This is a genomic window from Selenomonas ruminantium subsp. ruminantium ATCC 12561, from assembly GCF_000424065.1.
In the GTDB taxonomy this organism is placed as follows: domain Bacteria; phylum Bacillota; class Negativicutes; order Selenomonadales; family Selenomonadaceae; genus Selenomonas_A; species Selenomonas_A ruminantium.
In genome coordinates, this window is sequence record NZ_AUJE01000011.1 from 24847 (window position 1) to 40856 (window position 16010).

The 16010-nt window shown below is 51.3% G+C and carries 12 protein-coding genes; 11 read left to right on the forward strand and 1 reads right to left on the reverse strand.

Going from position 1 to position 16010, the window contains the following annotated elements:
* The first annotated feature begins 48 nt into the window (after positions 1-48).
* The 4 genes from G598_RS0106120 (at position 49) to G598_RS17230 (ending at position 7555) form a co-directional block, all read left to right on the forward strand.
* The gene (locus G598_RS0106120) at positions 49-1509 is read left to right on the forward strand and encodes a DUF3375 domain-containing protein (RefSeq protein ID WP_026766196.1); all 1461 of its coding nucleotides are present in this window, start codon (positions 49-51) and stop codon (positions 1507-1509) included.
* Positions 1506-2174, forward strand: coding sequence for a DUF4194 domain-containing protein (locus G598_RS17225; RefSeq protein ID WP_051180013.1), 669 nt, complete (start codon positions 1506-1508; stop codon positions 2172-2174). Before G598_RS0106120 ends, G598_RS17225 begins: the two co-directional genes overlap by 4 nt.
* Entirely contained in the window at positions 2152-5544 is a 3393-nt protein-coding gene (locus G598_RS0106130; protein WP_026766197.1) for an ATP-binding protein, read from the forward strand. Before G598_RS17225 ends, G598_RS0106130 begins: the two co-directional genes overlap by 23 nt.
* 304 nt (positions 5545-5848) lie before the next feature.
* Positions 5849-7555, forward strand: coding sequence for a methyl-accepting chemotaxis protein (locus G598_RS17230; RefSeq protein WP_080656964.1), 1707 nt, complete (start codon positions 5849-5851; stop codon positions 7553-7555).
* Between the two features lie 538 nt (positions 7556-8093).
* Here G598_RS17230 and G598_RS0106140 read toward each other — a convergent pair.
* A complete protein-coding gene (locus G598_RS0106140) occupies positions 8094-8555 on the reverse strand; it encodes a nitrous oxide-stimulated promoter family protein (protein ID WP_026766198.1) in 462 nt (153 codons plus the stop codon).
* Positions 8556-8704: 149 nt separating this feature from the next.
* Here G598_RS0106140 and G598_RS0106145 point away from each other — a divergent pair, with 149 nt between their 5' ends.
* From G598_RS0106145 to G598_RS0106175, 7 genes are all read left to right on the forward strand, one after another.
* Complete coding sequence (locus tag G598_RS0106145; RefSeq protein ID WP_211221517.1) at positions 8705-8911, forward strand: hypothetical protein; 207 nt, start codon at positions 8705-8707, stop codon at positions 8909-8911.
* Positions 8912-8950: 39 nt separating this feature from the next.
* A complete protein-coding gene (locus G598_RS0106150) occupies positions 8951-10231 on the forward strand; it encodes a sensor histidine kinase (protein ID WP_026766200.1) in 1281 nt (426 codons plus the stop codon).
* Positions 10228-11694, forward strand: a complete 1467-nt coding sequence (locus tag G598_RS0106155) for an aminotransferase class I/II-fold pyridoxal phosphate-dependent enzyme (protein ID WP_037363392.1) — start codon at positions 10228-10230, stop codon at positions 11692-11694. The genes G598_RS0106150 and G598_RS0106155 overlap by 4 nt, the downstream gene beginning before the upstream one ends.
* On the forward strand, positions 11691-12365 hold the full coding sequence (locus G598_RS0106160; RefSeq protein ID WP_026766202.1) for a dTMP kinase: 675 nt from the start codon (positions 11691-11693) through the stop codon (positions 12363-12365). Before G598_RS0106155 ends, G598_RS0106160 begins: the two co-directional genes overlap by 4 nt.
* 9 nt (positions 12366-12374) lie before the next feature.
* Positions 12375-12929 carry a ribonuclease M5 gene (gene rnmV, locus G598_RS0106165; RefSeq protein WP_026766203.1) on the forward strand — a complete coding sequence of 185 codons (555 nt, stop codon included), beginning with the start codon at positions 12375-12377 and terminating at the stop codon, positions 12927-12929.
* Positions 12926-13789: a 16S rRNA (adenine(1518)-N(6)/adenine(1519)-N(6))-dimethyltransferase RsmA gene (gene rsmA, locus G598_RS0106170; protein ID WP_026766204.1), complete on the forward strand. Its 864-nt coding sequence runs from the start codon at positions 12926-12928 to the stop codon at positions 13787-13789. The genes rnmV and rsmA overlap by 4 nt, the downstream gene beginning before the upstream one ends.
* A 587-nt stretch (positions 13790-14376) precedes the next feature.
* A complete protein-coding gene (locus G598_RS0106175) occupies positions 14377-15879 on the forward strand; it encodes a Na+/H+ antiporter NhaC family protein (protein ID WP_026766205.1) in 1503 nt (500 codons plus the stop codon).
* The last annotated feature ends 131 nt before the right edge of the window (positions 15880-16010 follow it).

Below are 16010 nucleotides of genomic sequence, written 5' to 3' on the forward strand. Positions count from 1 at the left end.
TGCTCCGTACATTAGGGGCGGGTTTTTGTTTTGTTAGGGGGAATTTTTTTGCCCAATCATCACGATATGACCTATGAACACTTGCAGGCCCTGCGGCAAAATCACGCTGCCTGGCGGTTGCTGCGGGCGGACTACGCGCCTTTGGCAGCAGCATTTTTCTATCAGGTGTTTATTGCGCCTAAGCGGCGGGGGATTGAAGCGCAGGAGCTTTTGGATGCTCTGGATATGTTTCTCTACGATTGCAGTCAGCAGGACGGCGCATTTGCCCGCTCACCCAAGGATTATCTGGAAATGTGGGCAGACAGCAGTTACGGCTGGCTGCGCAAGTATGAATATCACGGGGATTGGTATTACGATTTGACGGCACCCGCTCAGAAGGCTGTGGAGTGGCTGGCGGGGCTGCAAAAGCAGGAATTTATCGGTACGGAGTCCCGTCTGCGTACGGTGTTTAACCTGCTGCATGAGATTGAGCAGGAAACGGATACCAATGCTGAACATCGTCTGGCCTGTTTGCGAGGGCAGGCGGAAAAGATTGCGGCAGAAATCCAGACAATTGAAGATACGGGGGAAGTAAGACCCCGCTTGGACGAGGTGCAGATAAAGGAGCGCTTCTTACAGGCTGAATCCACAGCCAAAGCGATACTGGCGGATTTTCGTGAGGTTGAGGAGAACTTCCGTGAACTGACCCGTCAGGTACAGGCTGATGTGGTGAAGTGGACCAAGGGAAAAGGGGAACTTTTAGAAAAGATTTTCAGTGAGAGCGACATTATCCGCAAATCTGAGCAGGGGCGCAGCTTTATGGCATTCTGGCGTTTTTTGATGTTCTCTCAGCAGCAGGATGATCTGCGGGAAACACTGGAGCGAGTGGAAAATACGCCGGCGGTGAAGGCGCTTGTTCAGGAGCACAGTCTGGCGGATATCCATCATGAATGGGTACAGGCGGCTGCTGCCGTGCAAAAGACCCTGGCGCAGCTTTCTGCGCAGATCCGCCGCTATGTCGATGAGGATTATCTGCGGGAAGAACGCAGTATTTATCAGCTTATTGGGCGCATTGAAAGCAAGGCTGTGGACAGGCGTAACGAGATGCCGCAGGGCGTGTTTATGGAAATGGATATTCTGCCCAAGGTGCAGCTGCCCATGGAGCGCCGGTTGTTTGCTCCGCCGAAGAAGACGCGGCTGGACAGCCCGGAACTGGTGGCCGGTGATGGCAGCCACGGCAGTATCGAAGCGATTTTTAATCAGGTTGTTGTGGATAAGGAAAAATTAAAGGCGAATGTGCAGGCGTGTCTGCAGGAACGGGCCGAGATAACTTTGGCTGAGGTTTTGGCGGTTTACCCCTTGGAACATGGACTGGCAGAACTCTTGGGCTATATGGTATTGGCCAGTAAGGAGCAGGCGGCTGCTTTTGCCGAGGATAAGCTGGAACATATTGTCTTTGCCCGTGATGGACATAAATTACAGGCGGTCTGCGAGCAGATTACCTTTCGGAGAGGAGCAGGGAGTTTTTGAGTACAGCAGAAGAAATCGCAGAGCGCAGCGAAGAAAATTTTTCGCGGGCGGCGATTATGTTATTAAAGGGAATTGTGAGCCGGGGAAAAGATGAGGTCCTGTGGCAGAGTATTGTAAATGAACGGGCAGCGCTGGGGGATTATTTCCATCGTTTAGGACTGGTGCTGATTCTTGATGAAGTTGATGAATACGCTTATTTGCAGCAGGAGGAAAACAGCAGCCTGCCTCATCTGGTGCAGCGTTATCCGTTGAGTTACCCGGTGTCCATGCTGTTGGTCGAACTGCGCAAGGCTTTAGGTCAGCAGGATACGGCCAGCGGTGATACCCGTCTGGTGCTGAGTTTTGCTGATATCATGCGGCGCATGGAGCCGTTTTTGCCCGTGAACACCAATGAAATGAAATACCGCCAAAATATTGAGCATATCATCAACCAGGTTGTGCAGCTGGGTTTTTTACAAAAGATAAAGGGCGGGGAAGAAAACTATGAGGTGCGGCCGGTGCTGCGCCGTTTCGTTGATGCCCAGTGGCTCAGTGACTTTGCCGCCAAACTGGCTGAGTATGAAGAGCATGGACAAAAGCTCCATGCCGGCAGCGGTACAGAACAGGCTGAGCGAGACGACAGCAGAGAGGAGGGGTTGTTAGGTGGATTTGTTCACCATGAATAATGCGGCAGAGGTGCCGCTGGGCTTTCGGCTGCAACGGCTGGAAGTTTATAACTGGGGAACCTTTGATGAGCAGGTATGGTCTTTGGAACTGAATGGGGAAATGTCGCTTCTGACCGGTGATGTGGGTTCAGGCAAGTCTACACTCGTAGATGCTCTGTTGACGCTGCTCGTACCGCCCCGCAAGGTAACGTACAACAAGGCTGCCGATGCCAGCGCCAAGGAACGCAGTCTGGCCTCCTATGTGCGGGGGTATTATGGCCAGAAACGTACGGAAAATGGCGGTGGCCGTCCGGAAGCCCTGCGTGATAAAAATAAGTACAGCGTGATTCTGGGGGTGTTCGCGGACAAAAACTTTGGCCGTACCGTGACGCTGGCGCAGGTATTTTGGTTCCCTGATGAAACGGCAGCTTCACCCAAGCGTTTTTATGTGCTCGCCCAAAAAACGCTGTCCATTACGGACAGATTTTCCGGTATCGGCGGAGATATGCGCACCTTCCGCAAAAATTTGGAACGAGACAGTTTTATCAAGACCTTTGATGATTATCCCCAGTATGGGCATGAGTTCCGCAAGATTTTTGGTATCCGGCAGGTACAGGCGATGGATTTATTCCAGCAGACCGTATCCATGAAAAAAGTGGACAGTTTAACCAGTTTTGTGCGGCAGAATATGCTGGAAGTGCCGGATACGGAGCAGGAAGTGCAGCTCATGCTGCGGCAGTATCACGATTTGGAAGCGGCCCATCAGGCGGTGCAGAAGGCCAAACAGCAGCAGAAGATGCTTCAGCCCATCGAAAAACTTGGACAAAGCTATGCAAAAGCCAGCCGCGAACAGGCAGAAACGCAGGCCATGCAGGCGGTTTTGGAAAGCTGGTATGCCCAGCAGGATTATCAGGCGCGGGCAGAGCAAATGACCTCCATGGAACAGTCGTTGAAACAGCTGGAACAGAAGATTGCTGAACAAAGCAGGCTGGTACAGGAGAAGCAGGGCGAACTTACTGCGTTACAGGGAAATATTGCCCGCAATGGCGGCGCCCGTCTTGATGAGGTGCGCCATCAGCTGGATATGGTCACGGAGAAAAAAGCCCGTTGTGAAGAAAAACGGGAAAGATTCCAACAGGAACTGTCCCTGCTGGATATGGACATACCGGCAGATGAGCAGTCGTTTGTCACTGTTCATGAGCACATGAATCAGCGTAAGACGGAATTGGAGGAACGACAGGAAGAATTAGGGCGTGAGGCAAGTGAGATGCGGGCCAATCGTCTGGAGATGGAACAGGAAGAACGGCGCATTCAGGCAGAAATCGATTCTCTGGCGCAGCGTAAATCCAATATCCCGCAAAAATTTATTGCAATCCGGGAAGAAATTTGCAGGACTTTGGATTTGGCTGAAAGTGAAATGCCTTTTGCCGGCGAATTGATTGCAGTCAAGGAAGAGGAAGCCGAATGGGAAGGCGCTATTGAACGGCTTTTGCACAGTTTTGGCATCTCACTCTTGGTGCCGGAGGCTCATTATGGCGAGGTCGCTGACTTTATGGAACAGCATGACCTCAAGATGCGCATGGTTTATTTCCGGGTGCCAGCCTATCCGGAACAGGTTCATGACAATGCAGCCGATGATGCCGTGTGCCGGAAACTGCAGCTCAAGGAAGACAGTCCCTTGTCGGCCTGGCTGGAAGCGGAACTGCTTACCCGCTTTAATCATATTTGTTGTGAAAGCATAAAGGAATTCCGACAGCAGCGGTTTGCCCTGACTAAGGCTGGTCAGGTGAAGGCAGGAGGCAAACGGCATGAAAAAGATGACCGGCATGATATCCATGACCAGCGTCATTATGTATTGGGCTTTTCCAACCTGAAGAAGATACAGGCACTGCAGGACGAAATCATCAGCAAGCGGGAAGAACAGGACTTTTTCCGTCAGAAGGAAAATCAGGCCAAACGGGCAGGGCAAAAACTGCGTAAGCAGAGCGAGGCCATTGTCCGGGCAGAAGTGGTGGCCTCTTTTACTGAAATCAATCTGGAGCCTTTGCAGCAGCGAATGGCACAGCTGCAGGAGCAGGTAGAGAAACTGCAGGTGGAAAATGATGTTTTACGGCAGCTGCAGGAAGAGGAACAGCAGCTGAAAGCCGAAATTGGCCGGGAATATGCCGGTCTGGAAAGTGCGCGGAACCAGCGCAGTCAATTAGAAGAGCGCATGCGGCAAACGAAGAATGAAATGGTTAACGATGAGGAGATTTTCGTGGGAACCGATGCGGCTGAACGGGAAAAGGGATATCCACTGCTGCAGCATTATGCTGCACTGGCCCTGGAAAAAATGGGCAGCCCGCAATTTGATCCGCAAAAACGCAGTATCCAGCAAAAAGAGTATAACCAGTGGTTAAATGCTCGGGCACATCAGGCAGGTGAAGACAAGCGCAAAAACGGTGAAGAACTGGTTACGGCGATGACGGAATTCCGTCAGGCCTATCCGGAGGCGGGCAGTGAACTGCTATCTGATCCGGACAGCTGTGCAGATTATGTGACCTTGCTGCAGCGGCTGCAGGAAGATGATTTGCCGAAATTTGAAAGCCGGTTCAGTCATCTTTTGCGGGAGAACACCATTAATCAGATTGCGCTCTTCCAGACGCATTTAGACGAGGCCTGTCATGAGATTCGTGACCGTATTGCGCTGATTAATGATTCATTGGCAGAAATTGACTACAACGAAGGTCGTTATATTCAGATTGAGTGCAATCCGGCAGTCAGTGATACGATAAGTGCTTTTCGCCGGGAACTGCGGGCCTGTACCGATGATGCCCTGTGTGATAATCAGGAAAACAGCTACAGCGAGGAAAAATTCCAGCAGGTAGCTAAAATCCTGGAACGACTGCAGGGCCGGCCGGGCATGACGGAGATTGATGCCCGCTGGCGGAATGAAGTCATTGATGTACGCAACTGGTTTGTCTTTGCCGCTTCGGAATTATGGCGTAATCCGGTATCCGGCACGGATGCGGAATATGAACATTATACGGATTCCGGCGGCAAATCCGGCGGGCAGAAGGAAAAACTGGCCTATACCATTCTGGCTGCCAGCATCGTCTACAATTTCGGTCTGCGGGGCCGCAGGGTGGGCGAACAGTCCTTCCGCTTTGTCGTGATTGATGAAGCATTCTTAAAGAGCTCCGATGAATCGGCAAGGTTTGGTCTGGAGCTTTTCCAAAAACTCGACTTGCAGCTGTTGGTGGTTACGCCTTTATTAAAGATTGCCACCATTGAGCCTTTTGTCCATCATGTAGGCTTTGTTTACCAGCGTGATGAGGAACACCGCTCCTACTTGCGCAACCTTACCATTGCGGAATTGCAGACAGAGAGAAACGCCCATAACCAAACGTGAATAGTTCGTGAGGAAGTATACAATAAACATTTTCATGAAATATTAATGAAAAAATAATGATATAATGCATTAAAATAAGCTAAATCAGAAAAATGACCATCAATCGAAAGGCGATTGATGGTTTTTTCTTTAATTTGTATGAAAATAGCAATCAATTAGCAGATTTTGAATAAACTTTCCTAGTGCAAAAGTCCTAAACCTGTGATATGGTTTAGCAAGTGTTCGGGATAACACTGTGGGATAAGACGTAAGTACACTCGAGCGGCCGCAGGGATACGGCCAATGTAGAAAGGCATGTGAGGAAATGAGATTGAAAGATGTTCGGATTGGAGCGAAGATTTTGGTGCTGGTGGTTATCGGCATCGTCGGTATGGCAATTTTGAGTTTTTCAGGTTACAGTGCAATGAGCAAGGCGGGGGATGACCTTGACAACATGTACAATCGTAAGCTGAAAGCAACCCGTATGCTGGGCGATGAAATCAACTATATGCGTATGATTCAGGTACGCATCGTAAAGCATATCATCGACCCCAAGGATGCAAAGATTAATGCCTCGATTGATGAGGCCATGAACAGTTATGAAACGAAGTGGCCGGAGTATAAGGAGCTGGGAATGCGTGCTGAGCAGGCCGCTGCCGAAATTCCTAATACGGAGAAAAAATGGGCAGAGTATAAAAATGGCATTCGGGAAGCCCGTAAGCTGGCTGATGCCGGTAAGCCTCAGGAAGCCTGGAACTATTACAAAGGCGTGGAAGCCGGTGTAACACAGGATCTTTTAAAGAGCTTGGTGGTTTTGCAGAAAGTGGCAGATGACAATGCCGAGGCCCTCAATGAGGAAATTGCAGAACGCAATGCCAGTGAAATGTATTTGATGATCATTACGACTGTGCTGTGTTTTGCTGTACTGATGGGGATTGCCTTCTTCATCGTCCGGGATATTGTGACGAATCTGGACCGGATGGTTATGGAATGCAACCGCATGAAAGATGGGGACTTCAGACTCAATGGTTCTTATGAGCCGCGTGGTGACGAAATCGGTCAGATGGAAGCGGCTATGCAGGATATGCGCAAGACGCTTAATAAGCTGATGCGTCATGTCAGTGAATCCTCTGAACAGCTGGCTGCATCTTCTGAGGAACTTACCGCCAGCGCCGGTCAGGCTGCACAGGCCGCAACGCAGGTGGCCCAGTCCGCTACGGAAGTCGTTGAGTCCGTAGAACATCAGCAGCAGTCCGTAATGGACAGCAATGAAGCGGTTCAGAGTGCTGAAGCATCTGTAGAAGAAATCCGCCAGAAATCCGACCAGGTAGAGGCAAATTCCAATGCAGCGGCAACGCGTGCGGAAAAGGGCAATCAGGCAATCGATGCTTCTGTCCGTCAGATCAAGGACGTTGAGGAAACCGTTACGGCTTCGGCTAAGATGGTTGACCGTCTGGGTGAGCGTTCCAAGGAAATCGGCGAAATCGTAGATACCATGACGGGGATTGCGGAGCAGACCAACCTGCTCGCGCTGAATGCTTCCATCGAAGCTGCCCGCGCCGGTGAACATGGCCGCGGCTTTACGGTAGTAGCAGGTGAGGTTGGCAAGCTGGCACAGGAATCCAAGGAGTCCGCTGAAAAAATCGCCAGAATCATCAAGGAGATTCAGGGCGATACGGAAGAAGCCGTGCTCTCGATGCGTGCGGGCCGGGAAGCGGTAGTCGAAGGTGCACAGAGCGTAGAATCCCTGCGTACCATGTTTGAGGAAATCAATCAGCTTGTAGTCGGTGTATCCGGCGAAATCACGCAGGTAACGGAATCCATCAATGCCATGGCCGATGCGACCAACGATATCGCCAGCGAAATGAACGATATCAACAGCTACAGCGGCAAGGTGGCCAGCGAAATGCAGGCCGTATCCGCTGCTACGGAAGAACAGTCTGCTTCGGCTGAAGAAATTGCTGCAGCCAGCGAGTCCCTGGCAAAACTTGCGCAGGACCAGCAGGAAGCATTGTCTAAGTTCCGTTTTTAACATCGAGCAATAAAGACGCGCGGTGACTGGTAATACCTTTCCTTCGCCATAGACAAGCTTGTCAAAAGCTGCGGAAAGGCATCACCAGTCACCGCGCTTAGTGCGTACATGGATTCCGGCGTGGTGCTAAGACGCCCGAGGGGGCCGGTCATATTTTTCCTCTGCTTAGACAAGCTTGTCAAACGCGACGGAAAAACACGACCGGCCCCCTCGGGCTTAGTGCATGCATTACATGGATGTGTAAAGGCGCGCAGCGGCTGGTAATAACGTCACTTCGCCATAGACAGGCTTGTCAAAAGCTGCGGAAAAACATCACCAGTCTCACGGGCTTATTGCGTACATTACAGTTATATGTTAAGACGATTCAAGAGGGCTAAAACTAAGGCGGGAGGGAGAGGCGATGGCTTTCGGCAGCGTTTGACAAGCCTGTCTAAGCAGACGAAAGTCATTGCCTCTCCCTTCCGCCGCCTTTCGCCTCGAAAAAAATTTTCTTAATCAAAAAAAAGCAAGCCGCGTTATGCAGCCTGCTTTTTGGGGGTTATTTCTTTTCCTTGCGGTCTTTAGCGCGCTTTTTAGCGGCTTCTTCTTTTGCCTTTACTTTGTCGCTGATTTTCTTTTCTTGCTGGAACTTGGCGTAATCTACGCCCATGCTGGCTAGTTTGTGTTTGATGGCCATCATCGGGTGGGACAGGAACATGCGTTTCTGCGTGCCGTTCATAATGGCCATGAATTCCTGTGCCTGTTTGGCGCCAAAGCACATAGCGGCACGGTCACAGCGGTCGCAGATGGGCTTGGTGATGCCGTATGGACAGCGGTTCATCTTGGTCATCACCGTGGCGAGCAGTGCTGTGCATTTGGGGCAGAGCTTATCGTCCTTGGTGTCATGGTGTTTGTGGCAGTAAAGGCCGAAGGTCTTTTTGATGTTTTCCTTTTCCTTCGGAATATTGTTTTTGATTTCTACCGGCTTGCGCTTGGGCAGAAAACGCGAAAAAATGCTCATGGTCGTATCACCTTTCGATTATGGATATATAATACACCCTCTTATTTTAATGGCATTTTAGGATAAAAGCAAGGGCAAGGGTGGAATACTCTTGACCTGCCGTGGTTTTTTAGTATAATTTAAAGTGTAAGATTGTATTTCGTAAAGAATTGAGGGTGGAGAAAATAGAATTCATTAAGACTCACGGGAAAGTTATTACCAATATCCTCGTTGTCCTTTTGGTCATTTTGGCAGTTTACACCAAATTGCAGGAAAATGGTATGGAGTCCCTGTTCAAACTGACGGATTTGTATATTTTGGCAGGGGGCATTTTGGGGCTGCTGGTGATTCGTTTTATCGGCAAGCGTAAAAAATAAGTTTTTATAACGAGGTGCGGCAGCATTAAGGAGGCCAATATGGCAGACCAGCATGGTGGGAGCCTCCCTGCCGAAATGGGCGGGATGCAGGCACAGTCCCTGAAAAAAATATTAAGCAACACCATAAACACCATAGAAGATAACAAAACACAGATTTTTGAAATCTACGAGACTGCCCGCTCGGAAGTGGAAAGCAGCCGCAAGCTGCTCGAGGATTTGCGGGAGCAGACCCGGAAGACCATAGAACGGGTCGATGCCCTCTCCAAACAGGAGCAGCAGGAAAAGCAAAAGCTGGTCAAGGTCAGCAGCAACTTTCAGAATTATTCTGAGGAAAAGGTGCGGGAAAGCTATGAAGCGGTAAAAAATGTGCAGGTATCCTTGGGCGTGGAACGGGAGAAGGAAGCAAATCTCCGTTCCCAGCGGGATAAGCTGGAACTGCGCCTGCGGAATTTGCAGATTATGCTGGCTCAGGCAGAGCATTTGGCCCTGGCTGTTGGTTCAGTTCTTTCCTATTTAAGTACACAGGTCAATGGCGTAATCTGGAAAATCGAAGCCGTACAAAAGGAAAAATTTGTGGGAGCACGGATTATCAAGGCGCAAGAGGAAGAACGCTACCGTATTTCCCGGGAAATTCATGATGGGCCGGCGCAGGATTTGGCCAACCTTATTTTCCAGACTTCGATTGCTGAAAAACTGGTGGACTATGACCCGGACGAAGCCAAGCACACCTTACAGGAACTGCGTCAGCAGATGCGGGACTGTTTGGGCAGTGTGCGGGAAGTTATTTTCGATATGCGCCCCATGGCTCTGGACGATTTGGGACTGGTGCCGGCACTTAATCAGCTTATTGGCCGTCTGGCTTCGCGGGGGACGCTGGCTATTGATTATTCCATGGACGGCAAGGTATATGATTTGCCCAAGCATGTAGAGATAGCTATTTTCCGCATTGTGCAGGAGGCACTGAATAATATCTGTCATCATGCGGAGGTGGACAGGGCAAAGGTCAGGTTATTGTACTCCAAAACGGCAGTATCGGTACTGGTGGAGGACAATGGCAAGGGCTTTGACCCGGAGGCAAAACCGGAAGCCTTAGATGAAAATGGTGAACCTTTGCCGCCGGAACTTGCGGAAGCACATAACCATTTTGGTTTAATGGGCATGGAGGAAAGGGCCAGAATTATCGGCGCGGATTTTAAACTCACGTCTGCACCGGGCGAAGGCACGCGGGTACATCTGCGTGTACCACTGCAGGTCCCGCAGGATGACACCAAAGAGGTAAAGGTAATCAAGACTCCCGAAAAAAAGGGCAGAGGTAAATGACAACAGAGCAAAACCAATTGCGAGCGCCGGTTGCGGAGGCGATGAAAGCCTACGCGGGAGACGGCGCTCTCGCATTTCATACACCGGGGCACAAGCAGGGGCTGGGGGCACATCCACTCCTGCGGCAGCTTATAACCCCGCAGGGATTAAAAGAGGAAGTCTCCCTGATGGAGGAACTCGATGACCTCCATGAACCGACCATGTGCATAAAAGAAGCGCAGGAACTTGCGGCGCAGCTCTATGGAGCCGATGCCGCTTATTTCATGATTAACGGCACGAGCGGGGCCATCCATGCGATGATTATGGGAACGCTAAGCCCCGGCGATACGGTACTGGTGCCCCGCAATGCGCATCGTTCAATGATTGGTGCACTGATTCTGGCCGGTGTTACGCCAGTTTATATTCAGCCACGTATTGATAAAGTTTTGGGAATTCCCATGGGGCTGGAATTAAAAGATATCGTGGCAACGGCAGACGAACACCCGGAAGCCAAAGCGCTTTTGCTGGTCTATCCTACGTATTATGGCGTAACCATTGATCTGGCGGCTGTGGCAGCGTTTGTTCATAGTCGTGATATGCTGCTGCTGGTGGATGAGGCACATGGCCCTCATTTGAAATTCAGCGATAAGCTGCCGCAGCAGGCATTAGATGCTGGCGCGGATATGGCGGCACAGAGTACCCATAAGATTTTGGGCTCTATGACGCAGACCTCCATATTACTGGCGCGTTCGGCTCGCGTGGATTTGGAGCGGGTGCGCTCGGCGGCCAGCCTTTTGCAGTCCACGAGTCCCAATCAGCTGTTATTGGCGTCACTTGATATTGCCCGCCTGCAGATGGCCGAGCAGGGAACGGAACTAGTAAACCGGGCGGTAAACCTCGCGGAAAAACTGCGGCAGGCGGTCAATGAAATTCCCGGCTTGTGTAGTTTTGGGGCAGATTATCTGCCAGACGGTGAGTCATTGGATTTGACCAAGGTCACGGTAAGTGTCCGCAGGCTGGGCATTACCGGTGTGCAGGCCGAGTCCATTCTGCGCCATCAGTATAAGATTCAGTGTGAGCTGTCCGATGCCTACAATCTGCTCTTTATCATTTCCTATGCAGATACGGAAGCACAGGTACGGATTTTGACCAATGCCCTGCAGGGGCTGGCTGAGCAGTTTGCCGGGGCGCAGGAACTTGTCCTGCCCGTGGAGATTCCGCCGGTACCTTCTTTGGGGCTTGAACCGCGGGCGGCGTTTTTTGCCGGACGGGAGACTATCGACTTTGAGGAAGCGGCTGGCTGTATTGCCGCTGAACAGGTGATGTTCTATCCGCCGGGAATTCCCATATTGGCGCCCGGCGATGTGATTGAACCGGCGGCCATGTACTATATCCGCAGTATGCAGCAATTGGGGCTGAAAGTCGTTGGCCCCGCGGATACGACACTCAAAACCATCCAAATTGTGAGGGATAAGAACAGATGAAAGGCAAGTTAATCATAATTGAAGCTGGCGACGGCAGCGGCAAGGCAACACAGACCAAGGCACTCTACGACCATCTGAAAGCAGATGGTCATAAGGTACACCGCATTGAGTTTCCCGATTATGCCGATGATTCCTCGGCGCTCGTGCGCATGTACTTAGGCGGCGCCTTTGGCGAAAAGGCAGCCGATGTGAATGCCTTTGCGGCATCGACCTTTTTTGCCGTTGACCGGTTTGCCTCCTATCAGCGCAAGTGGCGCGATTATTACGAGGCTGGCGATATCATTTTGGCTGACCGCTATACTACGAGCAATATGGTGCATCAGGCCGTAAAACTCACGGATAAAGACGAGCGGGAGGCTTTTTTGGACTGGCTCTGGGATTTTGAGTTCGTCAAAATGGGCCTGCCGGTGCCGGATAAGGTGATTTTCCTCGATATGGCACCAGAGGTAGCCGATAAGCTCATTGCGGCCCGGGCTGAGGAAACAGCAACGAAAAAGGACATTCATGAGCGGGATACCGCTTATTTGCACCGCTGTCACGCAGCTTATCTAGAACTGGCCGACAAATATAAATGGGATAAAGTCATTTGCAACGCCGGGGAAGATCCCCGTAGTATTGATGCAATCCATCAGGAGGTTTACACGCTGGTGGAGCAGATGTTAAAGAAGTAAGGAGTTACCATGATAAAGGAAGTTTTGGTGGTGGAGGGCAAGATGGACGTTGTGGCCATCGACAAGGCCGTGGAGGCCGATTGCATCATCACCGAAGGATTTAATCTCAAAAAACAGGCGTTAAAAAATATCGAGCAGGCTTATAAAAAGCGGGGCATCATCATCATGACGGACCCGGACTCGGCAGGCGAGCGAATTCGTAGCTATCTCACTAAGCGCTTCCCCAATGCCAAGCACGCCTTTGTGCCGGTGGAAGATGCCACGGATAATGACGATATCGGCATCGAACAGGCAAAGCCTGACGCCATTCGCAAGGCCTTGGAGAAAGTCCGCACCATGGACTGGGAGCCGACCAATAATTTCAGCGGGGCAGATTTAATCGTCAATGACCTGTCCGGAGCAAATGCCGCCGCCAGCCGCCGGGCAAAATTGGGTGCGAAGTTGGGCTTGGGCTTTGCCAATGCCAAGACCTTTTTGAAGCGGCTCAATCATTACGGCGTGACGCGGGAAGAATTTGAACGTGCCGTAGCAGAACTGAATGCAGAAGGGGAGGAAAACGCATGAGCGAAAAAGCCATACAGCCGAAAATTGCCAGCCGGGAAGTGACGACCCATATCCTGAAGGCATTTGGCCTGCGCATGAGCAAGAAACTGGGGCAGAATTTCCTGATTGATGCCGGCATCGTGCAGGGTATTGTGGATGCGGCGCAGATTGAGGAAGGCGACCGCGTGCTGGAAATCGGCCCCGGTATCGGCACGCTGACGCAGGGGCTGGCAGAAGCCGGTGCCGATGTCACGGCGGTGGAGCTGGATAAGAAGCTGCCGGCAGTTCTTGCGGAAACCCTCAAAGGTTACGATAATGTACGCATTGTGCCGGGCGATATCCTCAAGGTCAATATCCCTGAAATCATGGGGGATAAGCCCTTCAAGGTGGCGGCAAATCTGCCCTACTATATCACGACGCCGATTCTGATGGCGCTACTGGAGCGTCATCTGCCCATCACCCATATGGTCACCATGGTGCAGAAGGAAGTGGCCCTGCGCATGGTGGCAAAGCCGGGCGGCAAGGATTACGGCGCGCTGTCCGTAGCCGTGCAGTATTACACTGAGCCGGAAATCGTGCTCGATGTACCGCCGCGCTCCTTTATTCCGGCGCCGGAAGTCGACAGCGTGGTTATCGCTTGCAAGGTGCGGGAAACGCCGGCCGTTGCGGTACAGGATGAAAAGATGTTTTTCCGCGTGGTCAAAGCCGCCTTCGGTCAGCGTAGAAAGACGCTGGCTAATGCGTTAAAAGGCGGTGGACTGCCCAAAGAGCAGGTGCGCGATGCCATGGAACGTGCCGGCATTGACCCGACGCGGCGCGGGGAAACGCTTTCGCTTACGGAATTTGCGCAGCTTGCGGATGCGTTTAGTGCGCTGGGATAAGTTAACATCTATATGCTAAGACGCCCGTTGGGGCTGGTAATATTTTCCTTCGCCATAGACAGGCTTGTCAAAAGCTGCGGAAAACATCACCAGCCCCAACGGGCTTATTGCGTGTGATTACAGGCATTGATTTTGTTTACGTCGTGGCGCGAAGGACGCCCGGGGGCGGATAATATTTTTCCTCTGCTTAGACAGGCTTGTCAAACGCGCCGGAAAAGCATCACCAGTCCACGGGCTGTTTTCGTGCGTACTGGCATATAGTAGGTATTAAGCCCGGCGATAGGGGGATGGCTTTCGGCAGCGTTTGATGAGCCTGACCAGGTGGGAGAAAGCGTATAGCAGGCACTAAGTCAGAGGTCAGGGGATGCCTTTCGGGAACGTTTGACAAGCCTGTCTAAGTGGACGAAATGTATCCCCTGACCTCTGACGCCTTATCACCACGATGTAAACTGAACGCTCAGCGGAGAAATAAACTTGCAAAAAATGCCTTAATGCTCTTGCTACTATGCAAAAAATGTTATACAATTAGGTTCGTGTATTGTATTAGGAAAATATTTCGCTAATGTATAGCAGAAAGCAGGTAGGTTATGGCTGAATCGATTTGGTCCATCCTGCCGCCAGTTATCACTATTTTACTGGCTTTGTGGACAAAGGAAGTCTACATGTCCCTGATCGTTGGTATCTTCTCCGGTGCCATGCTCTTTACAGGGGGCAACTTCTTAGAATCCACGCTGACCATGTTTAAGGTTATGGCGGACAAGGTGGGCGGCAATGTCAACATCTTGGTATTTTTGGTAATTTTAGGTATCTTAGTGGCGGCAATTACCCGTAGCGGTGCCACCAGTGCTTATGGTGAATGGGCAGCGCGCACGATTAAAGGCAAGCGTCAGGCTTCCCTGATCACGGCTCTTTTGGGTCTGGTCATCTTTATTGATGACTACTTCAACTGCCTGACCGTAGGTACGGTTATGCGTCCGGTGACGGATAAGTTTAAGATTTCCCGCGCCAAGCTGGCCTACATCATCGATGCTATGGCAGCACCTATCTGCATTATCGCACCGGTGTCGAGCTGGGCGGCGGCTGTTGGTTCGTCTCTGCCGGAAGGCTCGGAGATTGATGGTTTCTCGCTGTTTATTCAGACGATTCCGTTTAATCTCTATGCATGGCTGACGCTTATCTTCCTGTTCTTCATCATTTGGACGGGCAAGGACTTTGGGGCGATGGCGCATGATGTCAAGCGCAGCAATGAGCATTTTGAGATTCCCAAGGAATATCAGGAAAGCGGCGAAGTACACAAGGACCAGCAGGGCAATGGCCAGATAATTGACTTGATTTTGCCGCTTTTGGTGCTGATTGCCGCCTGCGTTTACGGCATGCTCTATACCGGCGGGATTCACGAGGGCAAGAGCATTGCCGATGCCTTTGCGGATTGTGATTCTTCCAAGTCCTTGGTGCTGGGCTCCTTTATCGCCTTTGTATTTACGGGTCTGCTCTACCTGCCCCGCAAGGTGATTACGTTCAATGCCTTCTGTGACAGCTTTGGCTGGGGCTTCAAGGCCATGACACCGGCTATCTTCATTCTGTGCCTGGCTTGGACGCTTTCGGGTATTTGCAGTGACAAGTATCTGAATCTGGGCGGCTTTGTCGGCGGCATTGTCAGCGCGAATGCGACTTTGATTATGCTTTTGCCGCCGATTTTCTTCCTCGTGGCCATTGGTCTGGCCTTTGCGACCGGCACGAGCTGGGGAACCTTTGGTATTTTGATTCCTATTGCGGTAGCTGTCGTAGGGGCTGACCCGCAGATGCTGACCATCTGTGTGGCCGCTATCCTCTCCGGTGCTGTGGGCGGTGACCATGCTTCGCCGATTTCCGATACCACGATACTGGCGTCAGCCGGTGCGCAGTGTGACCATTTGGACCATGTGAGCACGCAGCTGCCCTACGTTATGACCGTGGCAGCCTGCTCGCTGATTGGTTATGTGGTGGACGGCTTTACCGGCAATGGCTGGATTGGCCTGGGGACGGCGCTAGTTTGTCTCTGTGTTGCGATGACGGTTATTTCCGCTAAAGTAAAATCGTTGGATAAATAAAATAACATTATATATAAAGGTGCGCATTACAGCGATCTACTAAGACGCCCGCTGACTGATAATACTTTCCCTCTGCTTAGACAGGCTTGTCAAACGCGACGGGAAAGCATCATCAGTCAGCGGGCTTATTT

Bases quoted from the DNA above. Each gene is read 5' to 3' on its own strand.
- G598_RS17230 (WP_080656964.1), top strand. From the start codon at position 5,849: ATGAGATTGAAAGATGTTCGGATTGGAGCGAAGATTTTGGTGCTGGTG.
- G598_RS0106140 (WP_026766198.1), bottom strand. From the start codon at position 8,555: ATGAGCATTTTTTCGCGTTTTCTGCCCAAGCGCAAGCCGGTAGAAATC.
- G598_RS0106150 (WP_026766200.1), top strand. From the start codon at position 8,951: ATGGCAGACCAGCATGGTGGGAGCCTCCCTGCCGAAATGGGCGGGATG.
- G598_RS0106155 (WP_037363392.1), top strand. From the start codon at position 10,228: ATGACAACAGAGCAAAACCAATTGCGAGCGCCGGTTGCGGAGGCGATG.
- G598_RS0106160 (WP_026766202.1), top strand. From the start codon at position 11,691: ATGAAAGGCAAGTTAATCATAATTGAAGCTGGCGACGGCAGCGGCAAG.
- rnmV (WP_026766203.1), top strand. From the start codon at position 12,375: ATGATAAAGGAAGTTTTGGTGGTGGAGGGCAAGATGGACGTTGTGGCC.
- rsmA (WP_026766204.1), top strand. From the start codon at position 12,926: ATGAGCGAAAAAGCCATACAGCCGAAAATTGCCAGCCGGGAAGTGACG.
- G598_RS0106175 (WP_026766205.1), top strand. From the start codon at position 14,377: ATGGCTGAATCGATTTGGTCCATCCTGCCGCCAGTTATCACTATTTTA.